This window comes from Thermomonas sp., assembly GCF_019104945.1.
GTDB lineage: Bacteria > Pseudomonadota > Gammaproteobacteria > Xanthomonadales > Xanthomonadaceae > Thermomonas.
Genome location: NZ_JAHRWW010000037.1, coordinates 23,924 through 42,011, shown reverse-complemented (window position 1 = coordinate 42,011; position 18,088 = coordinate 23,924). Strand labels below are relative to the sequence as shown.

At 51.2% G+C, this 18,088-nt stretch carries 17 protein-coding genes; 13 read left to right on the top strand and 4 right to left on the bottom strand.

Annotated features, from left to right (window positions below; all coding sequences use genetic code 11):
- The 13 genes from KUL77_RS09420 to KUL77_RS09360 all read left to right on the top strand — a co-directional run.
- The coding region (locus KUL77_RS09420; protein WP_297146212.1) for a Fic family protein at nt 1-273 on the top strand (273 nt) is incomplete at its 5' end.
- A gap of 248 nt (nt 274-521) precedes the next feature.
- Entirely contained in the window at nt 522-1,841 is a 1,320-nt protein-coding gene (locus KUL77_RS09415; protein ID WP_297146209.1) for an oligosaccharide flippase family protein, read from the top strand.
- Nucleotides 1,822-2,316: a serine acetyltransferase gene (locus KUL77_RS09410; RefSeq protein WP_297146206.1), complete on the top strand. Its 495-nt coding sequence runs from the start codon at nt 1,822-1,824 to the stop codon at nt 2,314-2,316. Before KUL77_RS09415 ends, KUL77_RS09410 begins: the two co-directional genes overlap by 20 nt.
- A complete protein-coding gene (locus KUL77_RS09405) occupies nt 2,309-3,583 on the top strand; it encodes a UDP-N-acetylglucosamine 1-carboxyvinyltransferase (RefSeq protein ID WP_297146204.1) in 1,275 nt (424 codons plus the stop codon). The genes KUL77_RS09410 and KUL77_RS09405 overlap by 8 nt, the downstream gene beginning before the upstream one ends.
- Nucleotides 3,580-4,533, top strand: coding sequence for a UDP-N-acetylmuramate dehydrogenase (gene murB, locus KUL77_RS09400; protein ID WP_297146201.1), 954 nt, complete (start codon nt 3,580-3,582; stop codon nt 4,531-4,533). Before KUL77_RS09405 ends, murB begins: the two co-directional genes overlap by 4 nt.
- 1 nt (nt 4,534) lies before the next feature.
- The gene (locus KUL77_RS09395; RefSeq protein WP_297146198.1) at nt 4,535-5,542 is read left to right on the top strand and encodes a glycosyltransferase family 2 protein; all 1,008 of its coding nucleotides are present in this window, start codon (nt 4,535-4,537) and stop codon (nt 5,540-5,542) included.
- Entirely contained in the window at nt 5,535-6,641 is a 1,107-nt protein-coding gene (locus tag KUL77_RS09390; protein WP_297146196.1) for a hypothetical protein, read from the top strand. Before KUL77_RS09395 ends, KUL77_RS09390 begins: the two co-directional genes overlap by 8 nt.
- On the top strand, nt 6,638-7,693 hold the full coding sequence (locus KUL77_RS09385) for a glycosyltransferase (RefSeq protein ID WP_297146193.1): 1,056 nt from the start codon (nt 6,638-6,640) through the stop codon (nt 7,691-7,693). The genes KUL77_RS09390 and KUL77_RS09385 overlap by 4 nt, the downstream gene beginning before the upstream one ends.
- Before the next feature lie 219 nt (nt 7,694-7,912).
- Nucleotides 7,913-9,016, top strand: coding sequence for a glycosyltransferase family 4 protein (locus tag KUL77_RS09380; protein WP_297146190.1), 1,104 nt, complete (start codon nt 7,913-7,915; stop codon nt 9,014-9,016).
- Entirely contained in the window at nt 9,013-10,005 is a 993-nt protein-coding gene (locus KUL77_RS09375; RefSeq protein WP_297146187.1) for an NAD-dependent epimerase/dehydratase family protein, read from the top strand. Before KUL77_RS09380 ends, KUL77_RS09375 begins: the two co-directional genes overlap by 4 nt.
- 145 nt (nt 10,006-10,150) lie before the next feature.
- The gene (locus tag KUL77_RS09370) at nt 10,151-11,161 is read left to right on the top strand and encodes an NAD-dependent epimerase (protein WP_297146184.1); all 1,011 of its coding nucleotides are present in this window, start codon (nt 10,151-10,153) and stop codon (nt 11,159-11,161) included.
- 25 nt (nt 11,162-11,186) lie between these two features.
- Nucleotides 11,187-11,618: a nucleotidyltransferase substrate binding protein gene (locus KUL77_RS09365; RefSeq protein WP_297146182.1), complete on the top strand. Its 432-nt coding sequence runs from the start codon at nt 11,187-11,189 to the stop codon at nt 11,616-11,618.
- Entirely contained in the window at nt 11,605-11,925 is a 321-nt protein-coding gene (locus KUL77_RS09360) for a nucleotidyltransferase domain-containing protein (RefSeq protein ID WP_297146179.1), read from the top strand. Before KUL77_RS09365 ends, KUL77_RS09360 begins: the two co-directional genes overlap by 14 nt.
- Before the next feature lie 8 nt (nt 11,926-11,933).
- Here the strand turns inward: KUL77_RS09360 and KUL77_RS09355 are convergent, their stop codons facing one another.
- Genes KUL77_RS09355 through KUL77_RS09340 form a run of 4 tightly spaced genes read right to left on the bottom strand, consistent with a single transcriptional unit; the run spans nt 11,934 to nt 18,001 of the window.
- Nucleotides 11,934-13,217, bottom strand: coding sequence for a sensor domain-containing diguanylate cyclase (locus KUL77_RS09355; protein WP_297146176.1), 1,284 nt, complete (start codon nt 13,215-13,217; stop codon nt 11,934-11,936).
- Nucleotides 13,218-13,249: 32 nt separating this feature from the next.
- Nucleotides 13,250-16,075, bottom strand: coding sequence for a valine--tRNA ligase (locus KUL77_RS09350; protein WP_297146172.1), 2,826 nt, complete (start codon nt 16,073-16,075; stop codon nt 13,250-13,252).
- Nucleotides 16,076-16,083: 8 nt separating this feature from the next.
- Nucleotides 16,084-16,509 (bottom strand): DNA polymerase III subunit chi, encoded by a 426-nt coding sequence (locus tag KUL77_RS09345; RefSeq protein ID WP_297146168.1) that lies wholly within the window; start codon nt 16,507-16,509, stop codon nt 16,084-16,086.
- Nucleotides 16,510-16,519: 10 nt separating this feature from the next.
- On the bottom strand, nt 16,520-18,001 hold the full coding sequence (locus KUL77_RS09340; RefSeq protein ID WP_297146165.1) for a leucyl aminopeptidase: 1,482 nt from the start codon (nt 17,999-18,001) through the stop codon (nt 16,520-16,522).
- Nucleotides 18,002-18,088: the final 87 nt, after the last annotated feature.

Genomic DNA, 18,088 nt, shown 5'->3' with positions numbered 1-18,088 from the left:
GTCACCCCCGAAGTCACCCCCGAAGTCACCCCCGAAGTCACCCCCGAAGTGATGCGTCTGCTCGCAGTGTTGCAAGGTGAAATGGGGCGACAAGAGTTAATGCAACGCCTGGGGCTGCGCGATGAAAAGCATTTTCGCCAGCATTACCAGCAAGCTGCCATCGCGCTGGGCGTGATTGAAATGACCCTGCCTGAAACACCACGTAGCCGCCTGCAAAAATACCGCCTCACGGAAGCTGGCCGCCAGATGCAAGCCAAGCGCACAGCACAATGACTGCCCATTCGCCTCGTCACGCCATACCCGCCACCGCACTAGGCCAACCCCTGGCCGATGCAGCCACCGCGTCAGCGCCTTGGTGCCCCAAGCGCGTCAGTTACAAGAGCGCATGAACTCGCAACTCTTATTAGTGGAGGTTATCTCGGTGATGGTTAAACCGAAACTTGGGTTCTTTAAGATGCAGGTAGAACATATGTCGTTGGATACTCTCCAACTTGGTCAGGCGCAATAAATGCAGATCAGTTGTGATTATTAAACGTCTGCAAAACTTATTTATCCGTCAATTTAAAGGCGAAGCCGGTGACGTTTTTCGCGGCATGCTTACGCTTGTAATGGGTGCGGGGGGGGCACGCATTGTGGGCATTGCCAGCATTCCAATATTAACTCGCATGTACTCGCCTGATGATTATGGCGTGTTAGCAGTATATACTTCTATTGTCACATTACTGGTGCCCATTCTGACGCTTCGCTATGTCACCGCTATTCCATTGCCAAAAACTGATGTCATGGCATTTAATTTGTTCATAATATGTGCCAAGCTAATAGCACTAGGTGGCCTGTTAATAGCACTAATATTGGGTCTATTTGGGCATATAGTTTTAGGTTGGTTTTCAATGGGAAATCTGGCCCCCTATTGGTGGCTAATAGCCATTGGTACAATGGGGGCTGCTACTTATGAATTATTTAGTGCTTGGGCAACTCGAAAAAAAGATTACAGAGTAATTGCCAAAACACAGCTTAGTCAGTCGCTACTTGGTGAATTAGTGAAAATAAGTTTAGGCTTGTTAAGCATAAGACCACTTGGTCTGGTGTTTGGGCAAGTTTTCTCGCAAAGTGCTGGCACTGGTAGTTATTTAAAAAACGCACGAAAAGATTTTAAAAAATTATGTCCATTAGTAAGTAAAAATAGGCAAAAAATAATAGCTAGTTTCTATCGGGACTTCCCTAAGTATCGCCTGCCTTCCCAATTTTTGATGGTGTTATCTATGCAGGCACCCATATTGATGATGGCGACACTGTATGATAAGGGGGCAACGGGGCAATTGAGCTTGGCGTTTATGGCATTAAGTTTTCCCGTTAGTTTGGTTGGCAGTGCCATGAGTAAGGCCTATTATGCGGAGATAGCTGCTATCGGGAAAAGTGATTTGCCTAAGATAAGGCGCATTACTTATTCAGTACAAAAGAAATTATTTGTAATTGGTGTACCAATAACAATAGGTGCTATTTTTTTTGCGCAACCTCTGTTTGTACTTTTTTTTGGAGTAAAGTGGTCTTTGGCTGGAAAATATGCCGCCATGTTATCACCATTTATGCTATTGCAATTTACTTCTAATCCGCTCGTACAAGTTCTAAACATTGTTGGGTCGCAGTTTTTATTTCTGGCAATCAACGTGGTTAGAATAATTGGGTTGTGCATTATATGGGGCTGTACTCTATACGTTTTGCCGAATAGTAGTCAGTTTGTATTTGTTTTAAGTTTATATTTGTTCTTGTTTTATCTAATTATGAGTTGGCTTATATTTTATGAAATGGGGCATATAGGAAATGTTGAAAAAAATAATTAAATTTCCGTTTATGTACGTATGCGGCGGCGCAAACTATCGTACCAAGTTATATATTAGACTTATACTGTTATTTAAGCAGAACAGTGTTTTATTTTTATCCAATTATTTTGCCAATAGATTGCAAAAAAAACAAGGTATATTTATATCTCCGAAAGCAAGTTTTGATGCATCACTTTCATTAAGTCATCCTGTTGGAGTTGTGATCGGTGAAGGGGTGAAAATTGGTAAGGCCGTCATCATATATCAAAATGTTACCTTGGGTGGAGGGCGGTTGGGTGATGCCAAGGTAAATAATTATCCTGAAGTTGGTGATAATACGATAATTTTTGCGGGTGCTGTAATTATAGGGAAGATAAAAGTAGGGGCGAATTGTATTGTCGGCGCTAATGCAGTTGTAACAAAAGATGTCCCAGATGGTGCTGTGGCGGTAGGAGTGCCAGCCCGTATTATTTTGAAAAGTAAGAACGATGACTAAACAATCACTTTTAAAAATCTCGAAAAGCCGTTTAGAAGGTGTAATCACACTTAACGGCGCAAAAAATTCTGCCTTGAAGCTGTTAACAGCTAGTTTGCTGACAGAAGAAACCGTTACGCTTGCGAATTACCCCTCCAGCCTGCTAGATGCCAAAGTACATGTTGGCATGCTTGAAGCGCTGGGTAAGAGCTGCGATCTGGTTAGTAACAAAGAGATCATTATTAAAGAAAATAATAAATTGGGCACTCGGCTTATATGGGATGGGCGTTCTATTCGTAACACTCTGCTAATGCTCGGTGCCATGGTTGCCCGCTTCGGTGAAGCAAAGGTGCCGTTGCCAGGTGGTTGTAAGCTAGGTGAGCGAAAGTACGAAATACACGTTATGCTGCTTGAAAAGTTGGGTGCACATATATGGGAGGAGGGGGATTACCTATGTGCGGAGACATCAAATAAAAGGTTACAAGGCGCCGATATCTATTTGCCGATACGTTCAACAGGGGCCACCGAAAATGCGGTGCTGGCCTCAAGTTTGGCACAAGGCACAACAAACATATGGGGGCCGCACGTGCGCCCTGAGATTTTTGACCTTATCAATATGCTGAATGCGATGGGGGCAAATATCAAAGTATTTGGCCAAGAGCGCATAGAAGTGCAAGGCGTGGACCATCTCTCTGGTGTTAAGCATAGTGTCATGCCCGATAATATGGAAGCAATTACATGGCTCGCTGCTGCAGTTATCACAAAGGGGGATATAGAAATTGTTGATTTCCCCTATGATGATTTACAAGTAGTGATGGCGAATCTTAAATCCTCTGGGGCAAAGTTTTATCGAGGCGACAATTCTTTATTAGTACGTGGCGGCACCTGCTACCCTCTCGAAATTAGTACAGGCCCGCATCCTGGCATTAACTCCGACGTACAACCCATTCTAGCTGCATGGGCCGCGCAAGCGCGAGGTGAATCACGTATCGTAGACTTACGCTTTCCTGGCCGTTATGGCTACGCAGAGGAAATGAAGAAAATGGGATTGAATTATCAGATCAATGGAGACATGCTCAAAATAGACGGTAAAGGTGGTAAGTTGAATGGCGCGAAGGTGAAAGCGCTTGACCTTCGTGCAGGCATAGCTTTAACGCTATGTGGTTTGTCGGCAGAAGGTGAAACCATCATTTATGATGCATGGCAAATTGGTCGTGGTTATGTAGATTTAATTCCAAAATTAAAATCTTTGGGTGCTGCTTGTTCCGGTGAAATTAAAGAGCCATGATAATAATTAACCCTAATGTTGCAGTAGATCTATTATCAATTTGTGGTGTGCCAGTTCAAAGCAACGTGCCGTTAACGGCAGTCAGTAGTTGGCGAGTTGGCGGAAGAGCGAAAATCTTAGTTAAACCGCAAACGGAAGAGGAAGTCATTGCGCTTAGAAAATATATTTCCAAACATCAGCTTCCTAGTCTAATAATAGGGAATACAACAAATTTGTTGTTTGCTGACTGCAATATAGATGCAATCTTTATGCAAATTGGAAGCGGGTTTTCGCAGGTGAAACTCAGCGGAAGTACTATTTTGGCAAAAGCTGGGGTGTGGGTTCCAAAGCTAGCTCGCCTTGCTTTACAGGCCGGGTTAACGGGAATAGAACATACCTGCGGAATCCCCGGTACGTTGGGAGGCCTAGTTGTTATGAATGGAGGCAGTCAGCGTAAGGGTATTGGAGACAGCATTGTTTATGTAAAAACGATTGACGCAAACGGGAATACAAAAATTTATAGCAGGGAAGAATGCCGCTTTGATTATAGAAGCTCTATTTTTCAGAAATTGGATGAGGTTATTGTTGAAGTCAAGTTGCAATTAGAGTCAGTGGCTAACAAAAAAATAATGCATAATGAAATGCTTGCCATATTGCGATCTCGCAGCGCCAAGTTTCCACGCAAAATACCAAATTGCGGCTCAGTATTTGTGAGTAATCCTGCGATTTATAAGCAATCTGGGGCGCCAGGTAAAGTAATCGAGGAATGTGGTTTGAAAGGAGTTATCAAAGGAGGGGCGCAAATCTCCAAAGATCACGCCAATTTCATTGTTAATACTGGGACTGCAACAGCTTCGGATATATTGTATTTGATTCATGTAGTACGAAATGAGGTTTATAAGAAAACAGGTTGCATAATGAAGGTAGAGCCAAAATATATAGATAGGTTCGGAAATATTCAAGAGATTTAAAATGAATGAAATAAGTGCGCCAAAAGTTTCAATTATCTGCGCTTGGTATAATCGTGCGGACTATATAAAGGACACGGTTGATGGTCTGCTGAGTCAAGACTTTGACGATTATGAGATAATTATTGCTAATGATGGCAGTACTGACCCTAATGTAAAAGTTATTTTAGATGGTTACGATGACCCAAGGTTGACGGTTATTCATAAAGAAAATGAAGGGTTTACCAAAACCATAAAAATGCTGGCAGAAAAAGCAAAAGCTCCCTATGTGGCGATCCAAGGGGCAGGGGATGTCTCATATGCAAACCGTATTGCTGTGCAATACCAATTTCTTAATGATAATGAGAGGTACTGCTTTGTTGGATGTCTATCAACTAATGTCGTAAAGAAAGTTGGCGAGCCAGATGTGCATCTGAAGGAGGTCCAGCCTATTTGCGGAGAGATAGAGATGGATCCAGAGAGAAAAAGGCATCCTTTTGTGCACGGGTCAGTGATGTTCAAGAAGGAAGAGTACCTGAAAATTGGTGGTTATAGATCGATTTTTAAATATGCACAAGATTATGACCTTTTTCTGCGAATTAGCCGAATAGGTAAATGCTACAATCTGGATAAAGTTTTGTATCAAACGAATGTCTTTCCGGATGGTGTAGCGACTACTCCTGAAAGAAGTCTTGAACAGGCTATGTTTGTTACGTTGGCGAATAGATGTTATAAGCATAATCTATCGTTTAATATTGACCCCATTGAGGAATTTGGTGGCTTGGCTTTACTACTTTACTCATTTGGCCTTAAGGATAAAGTGGCTTTTTACAAAACGATAATTAAGTTTATTTTTTTGAAAGAATATAAGAAAGCAGAAATATTTATTGGGCTTTCAGTTGGTTGGCCATTGGCTTGCTTATTGAGGTTTTCGATTTCTTTGGTCGAGCGGAATGAATTGTTAGGAAATTTTGTTCGGTTGGCAATAAAAAAACTTTCTCATGGCACGGTATTCTTGAAAGCTAATGACTAGTCTTTTTTTTTTACTGATGCCGTTTTCTTATATAACACTATATGACGTTAGATTTATAGTTGTACAGTTAGTTGTCGGATTTATTTTAGTTTTAAAGATAATTTTTGAACGTAAAATAGTATTACGCGATGGTTCCATTTATTGTTTTTCTTTCGTTCTATTGATTACTGCTATTTATGCCCTGATTACTGGGGCTTATGAATCATTGTTGTCCTTAATTTCTTTTTATTTTATCTTGTATTGTTCGTATTTGATTACATATATGGGAGGGGTTAAGAGGGTTGAATATAATAAAAATTTGTATGTAGTGGCGTGTGTTTTTATTGCGGTTGGCGTGTATGTGCAGTGGTTCCTAGAAATATTTTTCGGTATCTCCATCTTCAGGAATATTTTATTCGGAGGGGGGAGGCATGCTTATAGTTTTATCTGGGAGGATTTTAGTTTTGCTTCATTGGTGGTTGTGAGTTGCATACCAATTGTATTGAGTATGTATGGTCGAAAGTTAGCAATAGCTATCAGTTTTTTGCTCATTACAGCGACGATAGTAACATCAGCTAGAACCGGTATTGTTGCGATTTTAGTCTTTACTATACTTAAATTTATTCTTCTTTCATTAAAGATGCTAAAAACGGGCAAGATGAGAGCCCATTATTTTGCTATTGTTATAGTCTCTCCAGTTGTTTTATTCGTGTTATTCGTGGGTCTTCCATTTTTTACCGGTCGTGAGCTAACGATTGCTTCGTCAGGTAGACTTGATGGATTTTTAGTTGGATTAGATTTTTTTCGGGATAATTTTTGGTTTGGTGCATTTTTAGATAAACTCTATTATGGTCAAAATATTGCTATTATCCCTCATAATTTATTTCTATATCCACTGATAATGGGGGGGGTGGTATATTTTTCGTTTTTCATGGCTTTTTTGGTAGTTGCTTTGTACTTGGCAAGAAGTTCAGATGGGGATATTTCACAGAGCATTTATTTATGTCTATTGGGGTTTCAGTTTATCCCGTCCTTTTTTTCGGCATACTTTTTTGCAATGTTGTTGGGTATGGCTATGGCAAGCTCAAAGATTAATCAAAAAGAATCGAGAATTCGATGAAAAGTATCCTCTATATTATTACTGGGCTGGGTATGGGGGGCGCAGAGCACGTTGTCGTTGCTCTTGCTGATAAAGCTGCATCCGAAGGTAATGTGGTTAAAGTTGCCTATTTAACGGGCGGGATGCTTGTGCATCCTCAGAATAAGAATGTCGAGATCATTCCTATTGGCATGACGGGTGCAAGATCTTTTTTTACCGCTTTAATTCGACTTCGAAGTGTGATTAAAAATTTTAAGCCTGATGTGGTTCATGCACATATGTTTCACGCTAACATCATGGCGCGTTTTTCTCGCTTTTGGGTGAAGATTCCTCGTCTGATTTGCTCGGCCCATAATAGTAGTGAAGGGGGCTGGCTGCGCATGCTGCTATATCGTTATACAGCGTATTTGGGTGATTATTTCACAAACGTGAGCGCAGAAGCCGCTGCTATACTTGAAACTTCTGGTGCTGCGGCAGCTGGTACTATTATTCCGGTGCTCAATGGTATAGATACATCGCGTTTTCGCTGCATGAGGAAAAAGAATAACAAAGTACCTGTGTTGATTGCAGTTGGTCGATTGGAAGTGCAAAAGGACTACCCGAATTTATTAAAAGCTGCTGCAATATTGAAGCAAAGAAATGTTGCATTTCATCTAAAAATTGTTGGTGATGGCAAGTTGCGTAGCGAATTGTCTATACTGTCTAGACAACTTTCCTTGGATGCTAACGTGACTTGGCTTGGTATTCAGCGCAATGTCCCTGAATTATTAAACTTGGCCGATCTATTTGTCTTAAGTTCTGCGTGGGAAGGATTTGGTCTTGTGGTTGCCGAAGCCATGGCGTGTGAATTGCCAGTTGTCGCAACTGATTGTGGCGGAGTTCGTGAAGTGGTTGGTGACGGCCGTTTCTTAGTGCCTATCAATTCACCGGAATTGCTTGCTAATAAAATAGAAGAAGTGTTGCGATTAAGCGCTTCAGAACGGATGCAAATTGGTCATAAAAATCGTGAACGCGTGTTAACATGTTATTCGCTTGAAGCTATGTATCATAATTATAAAAAGCTGTATAGATAAGCTTACCGATTAGTGCGAACTCGATTTGCCCCCGCTGAGGCGTGCCGCATGAAGCTGTAAAATCCGTCACCCAAGAGGACGGATATGAAAAAATGAATGCCTTTTCTTGTATGAGACCGAATATTCAAGCAGGAAGACAGTAGCCGATAGCGTGAGGCCATATATTGAAATGATCGCTGCTCGCAAAATTTTATTCTAACTTTAGAGCACAATTTCAAAATGAAGGTTGCTTTATTAATTACAAAAGCAGAAGCGGGTGGTGCGCAATCTCATGTTCTTGAGTTAATCGATGGCATTAAAGGCTGTCATGAGGTTGTTTTTGCCGTTGGCGACGAAGGATGGCTAGCAGATCAGGTTCGTGCTCGGGGTGTTTCCGTCACCATTATTCCGGATTTGGTGCATCCGATACGCCTAGCTCAAGATTCGCGGGCCTGTCGCCAAATCAAGCAATGGCTTTTGCGAGAACAACCTAGCCTATTGCATGTGCACTCTTCTAAAGCCGGGTTGCTGGGGCGTATTGCTGCAAGAATAATTGCTGTTCCGTCGGTTTTTACTGCGCATGGCTGGGCTTTTACTAGCGGCGCAACTATGACCCGTAAGTTGATGACTGTGCCAAGCGAATGGTTGGCGGCGCGGACGGGTGGAGACATCATCTGTGTCTCCCAATACGACCGCCAACTGGCGCGTCGCTATGCGATCACGTCGGATACGCGGCTGCATGTTGTTTGGAACGGCATTGGAGACACGCCTGAGCGCGCACTTCTGACTTCCAATCCGGAACCCGTGATCACCATGGTGGCCCGGTTCGCTGCCCAGAAGGATCATGCCACCTTGCTTCGGGCAATTGCCATGATGGGCGATGTGCCGTGTCGGCTTCGTCTCGTGGGCGATGGGCCGTTGTTGTCTGAGGCGAAGGCACTGGTGTTTGACCTCGCGATCGAAAACCAAGTGGAGTTCATGGGGTCTCGTACGGACGTGACGACTCTGCTTGCGCACTCCGATGTATTCGTTTTGGCTTCTCACTTCGAAGGGCTGCCTATCAGCATTCTCGAGGCCATGCGTGCAGGCCTGCCCGTGGTCGCATCCAATGTGGGTGGTGTATCCGAGCTGGTGAATGAGGAGACCGGTATTTTGGTTGGTCAAGGGGATACCGCGGCGTTGGCGGAGGCGTTGAAGCGCTTACTGGGAAACCCAGCACTTCTTTCCAGCATGGGAGCGAAGGGGAGGGAGAGATACGAAAAGGATTTCAGGGCAAGTACGATGATCGAAAAAACATTGAACGTTTATGAGACGTGCTTGGCGCGTAACAGGAGGCGGAAATGACGTGCATTGCTGTTATTGGTGGCTCTGGCTTCATCGGAACGCGTCTGTGCCAAGTCTTGCAGGAGGCCGGTATTGCATTCCGCATCATCGACAAGCGGATGTCTGAGACGTTCCCGGACAGAACGATCATTGCCGATGTCACCAAGCTGGATAGCTTGCATTCCGCATTGGAAGGATGCGGTGCTGTCATCAATCTCGCCGCCGAGCACCGCGATGATGTCCGTCCGCTGAGCTTGTACGACGCAGTGAATGTGGACGGTGCAAGGAACGTCTGCAAGGCGGCGGAGACCGTTGGCATCTCGCGCATCGTGTTCACCAGTACGGTGGCAGTGTACGGTTTCGCACCACCCGATACCGGCGAAGATGGCGCGATTGCGCCGTTCAACGATTACGGGCGCACCAAGGCGGAAGCCGAGATTGTTTATCGCACATGGCAGCAGGCCGATGCCGAAACACGCTCGCTCGTCGTCGTGCGACCCACGGTCGTCTTCGGCGAGCGCAACCGAGGCAATGTGTATAACCTGCTCAAGCAGATTGCTTCGGGCATGTTCGTGATGATCGGTGCTGGCCGCAATTACAAATCGATGGCCTATGTCGGCAACGTTGTGGCGTTCCTGTCGCACATGTTGGGCATGTCCGCAGGGGTCCACGTCGCCAATTATGTGGACAAGCCCGATATGGAAATGAACCAGCTTGTCGAATTGGCCCGCGATACGTTGGGACGAAAGCGCGGATGGATGCCGCGGTTGCCTTATGCCGTCGGCTACGCGGTTGGCGGCGCGCTGGATGCGGTGGCGTGGGCCACAGGGCGTACTTTCCCGGTCAGCCGCATCCGTGTGCGCAAATTTTGCGCCACAACCCAATTTGCCAGTGCGGCGCGCACGTTCGGCTTTCAGCCGCCCTACAGCTTGCAAGAAGGCCTAGCGCGTACGCTGGAATCCGAATTTCTCGGTAAGGCACAGGGTGGGCCACTGTTTTACTCTGAATGAGGTGTAGTGGAGCGAGATTGAAAACGGTATATGGGTTCGCAAAGATAGGTGAATTGAACTGTTTTCGATCTGGCTATCCACGGTTGTAACTTTGTCGTTCATTACGATTGAATTTGTGGTTTCACCGGTCTTTATTTGGATTTCAATGAAAATTTTAATCACCGGCACCGCCGGTTTTATCGGTTCCCACGTAGCGCAAGTGCTGCTGGCGCGCGGTGATGAGGTGGTTGGCATCGACAACCTCAACGATTACTACGACGTTAGTCTCAAGCAGGCGCGTTTGGCGCGTTTGTTGGATAAGCCGGGCTATACCCATGTGGCTGCGGATCTGGCCGACCGCGCGGCGGTGGAGCAGGCTTTTGCGGTGCATAAGCCGAATCGGGTGATCAATTTGGCCGCGCAGGCGGGCGTGCGCTACGCGGCAGAAAACCCGCATGTGTATGTTCAAAGCAATGTCACGGGCTTTTTGCATATTCTGGAAGGCTGCCGCCATCATGGTGTGGAGCACTTGGTATATGCCTCCACAAGCTCGGTGTATGGGGCTAACCGTGACATGCCTTTTTCTGAGCATCGCTCAACTGAACATCCGCTGACGCTTTATGCAGCAACGAAGAAAGCCAACGAAATGATGGCGCATAGTTATGCGCATTTATATGGTTTGCCGTGTACGGGGCTGCGCTTTTTTACCGTGTATGGCCCGTGGGGCAGGCCGGATATGGCGCTGTTTCTTTTTACGAAAGCTATTTTGGCCGATGAGCCAATTAAGGTGTTCAACCACGGAAAGCATAAGCGTAGCTTTACCTATATTGATGACATCGTGGAAGGTGTTGTTCGGGCTCTGGATCAGGTACCTAGCAAAGATCAGCAGTGGGATGCGCACCATCCAGACCCTGCCACCAGCGGCGTTGCGCCGTATCGTCTTTACAATATTGGTAATGAAGATATGGTGGATTTGCTTCGCTACATCGAGGTGTTGGAAGAGTGCTTAGGCAAGAAGGCCAAAATGGAGATGCTGCCTTTGCAAGCGGGCGACGTGCCAGACACCGAGGCGGATGTTTCGGATTTAATTACTAACGTCGGCTACCGCCCAAAAGTTTCGGTTGAAGAGGGTGTGGCGAATTTTGTGCGGTGGTACCGTGAGTACTATGGCGTTTGAGTGCCATGAATCCTAAGGACGTACCGTGTCATTAAATATAGAGCATTTGTTGCGTACGGCTTCCACGCTTGAACAGGCGTTGCTTGCAATCCAAAAGGTGGCGGATCAAGACGATGTTACATTTGATCTTTATCGAAATGCGGCGATCAAAAGTTTTGAATTGTCTTTAGAAACGGCTGGGAAGCTGATGCGCAAGGCTTTGAAGGCCTACGGAGGTAGCCCCCGTGAAGTTGACAAGCTTGTATTTAACGATGTTTTGCGCCATGCCGGGAAGCATGGCTTGCTAGACACGGATGAGGTAGAGCGCTGGTTGGTTTATCGTGCGAACCGCAATAACACAGCGCACGACTATGGCAAGGGCTTTGCCAATGAAACGCTGCGTCTGTTGCCGCAGTATCTTGAAGATGTGCGGCAGCTGGCTCCACGAATTCAGGCGGTGTTTGATGCCTCAGTTTGACTTGGCGCAGTTGCAATTGCCTGAGCGTCATCTGCGCACTCTGCAAGTGTTGCTAGCTAAGCATGTTCCCCATGCTACGGCTTGGGCCTATGGCAGCCGCGTTACTGGTGGTGCCCATGAGGGGAGTGATTTGGATTTAGTGCTACGCAATGAAGCCAATCTAGCTACAGATGTAGCGGGTTGGATGGAGTTGCAAGAAGCGTTAACAGAGAGCAGCTTGCCGATCCTCGTTGATGTGCATCTTTGGGCGCATCTACCTGCGCCCTTTCATCGCAATATCGAAGCAGGCTATGTGGTAGTTCAGTAGGCGCGCCGTCAGGTAAGCGTCACAGTCTGATCCCGGCCTTTTTCTTTTGCGGCATACAGGGCACGGTCGGCGCGCGAGAACAGGGTGTCAAAACCTGTATCCATTTCATTTAAGCAAGTAACGCCGAAGCTGGCACTGATGTGCAGTGAAGGTTGCATTGTTTCAAGACAATGGCAGCTGGTGACTTCACGCATGCGTTCGGCAATTTCTAGCGCGGCGTGGATATTGGTTTCTGGAAGCAAGATGCAAAACTCTTCGCCACCAGTACGGGCAAAAAAATCACCTTCGCGCAGCTGCTTTTGGCAGCAGGCAGCAAAGTGCTGCAATACGCTATCGCCAACTGGGTGGCCGTAGCGGTCGTTGATCTGTTTGAAATGGTCTATATCTAGCGCAACAAGGGCAAGGGCATGGCCGTGGCGGCGGCTGCGCGCGAACTCTTGTTCTGCGTGTTCAAAAAAACTGCGGCGGTTGGCAATGCCGGTGAGGCTATCAGTAAGCGCTTGGTGCTGCAGCTTTTCTTTCAGTGCATGCAGTTCGGTGATGTCGGTGATAAGACCCACATTGGCGTGGATGCCGTTAAACCCAGACCAAGGCACAACGATTGACCAGTAGTGGTGCATGCGGCCTTCTGCATCCACAAGGCTTTCTTCACCGGCATAGCGCTGGCCGGTGGCAAAAATTTGGATGTCTTTTTCCCAGAACGCATCAGCCACGTCTTGGGGCATGAGCTCACTATCAAGGCGGCCAACAATTTCATCCACAGATTTGCCGAACAGGTTCGCCATGTGTTTGTTGGCATAAATGAAGCGCCGGTTGGCATCTTTCATGTACACCACCGCTTCGATGTTATTGAGCACGGCATCGAGCAGTTCGTTTTGTTGGCGCACTTTGTTTTCGAGGCGCTTTTTCTCGGTGATGTCGTGGGAGATGCCGATCAAGCCGACAATAGCGCCGCTCTCATTGCGTAGTGGTTTTTTGATCGACCAGTACGTATGGGTTTCGCCGGTGGCGTGGATGTAATTGTCTTCTTCGCGCGCGATGGTTTCACCGTTGCGAATTACGCGCCAGTCGGTTTCGCGCAGGGTGTCGTCTTCGCCAATATCAACGAAGTCGGTAAACATCTTGCCAAGGACATCATCCAACGTGAGGCCGTTGCCCAGTAGGTTGAGCACCAGTTGGTTGGCGTAGGTGTAGCGGCCTTGTAGGTCTGTGGTGTACACGAATGAGCCAACGGTATCGAGCAGCTGCCGATAGGCGATCGTTCCATTGGAATTACTTTCCGCTGTGCTCATTCGCTGGAGACCCCTTTTCTCCGAGTGTGAGTTTAGCCTAGGCGCGTGCGTTGGATAGAGAGTGCGGCAAGTTTTGTACTCCAATCGGCCAGACGCGCGCGTTCTTGAGCCACTACGGCTTCGGGCACGCCAGCGCCGAACTTGGCCAGCTTGGCCTCACTCTTGTCTTTCTCGGCGGCGATCTTGGCGATCTCCTTGTCCAGCCGCACGCGTTCGGCGTCCAGATCCACCAAGCCTTCCAGCGGCACGAACAGTTGCAGCTCGCCAACCACGGCCGGGGCGGCGGCAGGCGGCTCACCGCTGATGGTGTCGATGCGTTCGAGCTTGCACAGGAAACGCAGCTGCGCGTCGAAGCGCTGCGCGCGCGCGGCATCCGAAGCGTCGCCGCCGCGCAGCAGCAGAGATATCTGTTTGGCCGGCGACACGCCCAGCTCGCTGCGGATGCGGCGCACCGAGCCGATCACCGCCTTCAGCCATTCGATATCGGCGTCGGCCTGCGCGAATGCATTGACATCCAGATCACCGCGCTGCGGATAGGCCTGCAGCATCAGGCTGCCGGACTTGCCCAGCCGCGGCGCGACTTCCTGCCACAGCGCCTCGGTGACGAACGGGATCAGCGGGTGCAGCAGGCGCAGCAGCGCTTCCAGCACGTGCAGCAGGGTGTGGCGGGTGGATGCGGACGCGGCTGCGTCGTCGCCCTGCAGGGCCGGCTTGGCCAGCTCCACGAACCAGTCGCAGAATTGGTTCCAGACGAATTCGTGCAGGCACTGCGCGAGCAGGTCGAAGCGGTAGCTGGCGAAGTGCTCGGCGGCCTCAAGGCTGATCCGGTCGAGCTGGGACAGGATCCAGCGCTCGGCGTCGGTGGCAGGCTGCGGCACGCCGCTGAAGCTGGCTTCGCCCACGTTCATCAGCGCAAAGCGCGTTGCATTCCACAGCTTGTTGCAGAAATTCTTGTAGCCCTCGGCGCGGGCCAGGTCGAACTTGATGTCGCGGCCGGGGCCTGCGAGTGCGGCCATGGTGAAGCGCAGCGCGTCGGCGCCGTGGGCATTGATGCCGTTCGGGTAGTCCTTGCGGGTGTCTTTCTCGATCTTCTCGGCCATCTTCGGCTGCATCAGCCCGAATGTGCGCTTGGCGACCAGGTCGTCGATGGAAATGCCGTCGATGATGTCCAGCGGGTCGAGCACATTGCCCTTGGATTTGGACATCTTCTGGCCGTTCTTGTCGCGCACTAGGCCGGTCATGTAGACGTCGTGGAACGGCACCTTGCCGGTGAAGTGGTCGGTCATCATCACCATCCGCGCCACCCAGAAGAAGATGATGTCGAAGCCGGTGACGAGCACGCTGGACGGGATGTAGTCGTCGAAGCCGCGCTTGGCCATCGCGACGGCATCCGGCCAGCCCTGCGTTGAGAACGGGAACATCGCCGAGGAGAACCAGGTCTCCAGCACGTCGGAATCCTGCGTCAGCACCGCATCGCCCAGCGCATGTTTGGCGCGCACTTCGGCTTCGTTGCGGCCAACGTAGACCTTGCCTGCGGCATCGAACCACGCCGGAATGCGGTGGCCCCACCACAGCTGGCGGCTGATGCACCAATCCTGCAAGTTCTCCATCCAGTGGCGGTAGGTGTTGACCCAGTTCGGCGGCACGAACTTGACGCTACCGTTCTCGACCAATTCCAGCCCGCGCTGGCCCAGCGTGTCCATTTTCACGAACCACTGGTCGGTCAGGTACGGCTCGATCACCTGGCCGCTGCGGTCGCCGCGCGGCACCTGCAGCTTGTGCGGCTTGATCTCGACCAGCAGGCCGGCGGCGTCGAGGTCGGCGACGATGGCCTTGCGTGCATCGAAGCGGTCGAGGCCGCGATACGGCGCGGGGATGAAGTCATCGCCAAGCACCTTGGCGGTGTCGCTGAAGATATTGATCAGCGCAAGCCCGTGGCGCTGGCCCACCGCGTAGTCGTTGAAATCGTGTGCAGGCGTCACCTTCACCACGCCGGTGCCGAAGCCGCGATCGACGTAGTCGTCCAGGATGATCGGGATGCGGCGGCCGGTCAGCGGCAGCTCGACGAACTTGCCGTGAAGCGCGGTGTAGCGCGGGTCTTCCGGGTGCACCATCGCGGCGGTATCGCCCAGCATGGTTTCCGGGCGGGTGGTGGCCACGACCACGTAGCCGCGGGTTTCGCGCAGGGTTTCCACGCCGTCGGCATCGTGCTCGACGTGCTCATACGTCACGCCATCGGCCAGCGGGTAGCGGATCTCCCACAGGTGGCCGTTCTCTTCCTCGCTCACCACTTCCAGATCGGAGATCGCGGTCTTCAGCACCGGGTCCCAGTTGACCAGACGCTGGCCGCGGTAGATCAGGCCTTGCTCGTGCAGGCGCACGAAGGCTTCGATCACCGCGGTCGAGGGCATCGGATCCATGGTGAATACGCTGCGCGACCAGTCTCCGGACGCGCCGAGGCGGCGCATCTGGCGCTCGATGGTGCTGCCGGAATGCTGCTTCCATTCCCACACTTTCTCGATGAATTTCTCGCGGCCCAAGGAATCGCGGGTCTCGCCCTTGCCCTCGATGGCGAGGTTGCGCGACACCACCATTTCCGTCGCGATGCCGGCGTGGTCGGTGCCCATCTGCCACAGGGTGCGGTAGCCGCGCATGCGGTGGTAGCGCACCAGCGCATCCATCAGCGTGTGCTGGAAGGCGTGGCCCATGTGCAAGGTGCCGGTGACGTTCGGCGGCGGCAGCAGGATGTTGTAGGCCGGGCCGTTGCCGGTCGGGGCGAACGCGCCGCTGGCCTCCCACTGCGCGTACAGGCGGGATTCGAAGGAGGACGGGTTGAAGCCGGAGTCGAGGGAAGTCATGAGGCGTGTCACATGTCGAATTTTTTGAGCTCGAAACCGAGCGATTGGTAATGCTTCCAGCGCTCGCGCAGCGGGCCGCGCGCGGCTGGGTCGGCGGGCACCACTTCCAGCACGCGGTCGAATTGACCGTTGGGTGCGATGTCGCGCAGGTTGATCAGCAGCGGGCGCAGTGCAACGTCGAGCGCGGGTGTGGCGATAAGGACGTTGGCCTCGTCCTCGTCTTCATCCATGCCTGCAATTTGGTGCGGAATAAAGGCATCTTCCTCGAACGACCAGAGTAGGTCGTCCAAGGCTTCGGCCTGCGCCTGATCGCGCGCTAGGATTAGCGTGGGGAGATTGGCGGCAACCGCCCGTTTCGCCAGCTCGCAGACCAGCAGCAGCGGCTGCTCGCGGAAGCGGGGCTTGTCGATCAGGTAGAAATGGGCGCGTTGCATGGTGGCGGAATCAGCCCGCGCGATCCAGCAGCCACTGGCTGAGCATGCCGACCGGGCGGCCGGTGGCCATGCCCATCTTGCCGTCGTCACTGGCGGAGCCGGCAATGTCTAGGTGCACCCAGCGCTGGCCGTCGGTGAAGCGCGACAGGAAGCAGCCGGCGGTAATCGCGCCAGCCCAGCGGCCGCCGATGTTGTACACGTCGGCAAACGCCGAATCCAGCATCGGCTGGTATTCGTCCCATAGCGGCAGCTGCCAGCCGCGGTCGAACACGGTTTCGCCCGCATCCAGAATTTCGCGTGCCAAGTCGTGGCTGGTTTTGGTCATCACGCCGGTGGCGTATTTGCCCAGCGCCACCATGCAGGCGCCGGTAAGGGTGGCCACGTCCACCAATGCGGCGGGCTCGAAGCGCTGCGCATAGGTCAGCGCGTCGCACAGGATCAGGCGGCCTTCGGCGTCGGTATTGCCCACTTCAATGGTCTTGCCCGACATCGCGGTGATGACATCCGACGGACGGTAGCTATCGCCGTCGATGGCGTTTTCCACCGCCGCGGCAATGCAGACCAGATTCAGCTGCAGACCCATGCCCACTGCGGCCACGAAGGTGCCCAGCACGCTGCCTGCGCCGCACATGTCGTACTTCATTTCCTCGATGCCGCCCTGCGTCTTCAAGTTCACGCCGCCGGTGTCGAAGGTGATGCCCTTGCCCACCAGCACATAGGGCTTGGCGTCGCCGCCGTTGTTGTACTTCAGCACAACAAGGCGCGGCCGCTGCGCGCTACCGCGTGCCACCGCCAGCAGCGAGCCCATGCCGAGGGCTTCCATTGCGGTGTCGTCCAAGATGTCGCAGGTGACGCCGGGCTTATTTGCAGCAAAATCTTGTGCCTGTTGCGCCACATAGGCCGGGTTGCAGATGTTCGGCGGCAGGTTGCCCAGCTCGCGGGTGAACTGCACGCCCGCCGCAATGGCCACGCCCTGCGCCAACGCGGTGGCATCACTGCCCGCGATATGCAGTTGCTGCAGGCCTTTTTCGTCACGCTTTTTGTTTTTTGCGCCCAGCGTTGCGGTGTAGCGGTAGCAGGCATGATCGGCGGCGATCACGGCCTGACGGATGCTCCACGCGTTCTCGCGGTCTTTTACCGGGGCATCGGTAAGGGTGAACAAGGCGCTTGTTACCGGGCCGGTTTTCAATGCGCGCGCGGCATCGCCCACGGCTTTGAGATACTGCGGAACGCCGAATTTGGCCGCTTCGCCAAGACCAATTAGCAGTACGCGCGGTGCGGTGATGCCGGTAAGATCGTGCAGTAGGGCGGTTTTGCCGGTTTTCCCAGACACGTCGCCGCGCGTGACAAGGGCTTGAATACGCCCCCCGCAGGCGGTGTCGAGGGCTTGTGCGGCGGGGGTTAGGCTGCCGTCGGCAAAGACGCCTGCGATCACGCAATCAAGTGCAGCAGTGGCGGGGGAGGACTGATTCAGGTGAAATTCGAGGCTCATCGAACAAGGTATCCGGGCTGGCGGGTGGGGGGCCATACAGGCAGGCTGGTTGGCGTCGCTTACACTATGCGACTGCGGCAGGCAGCC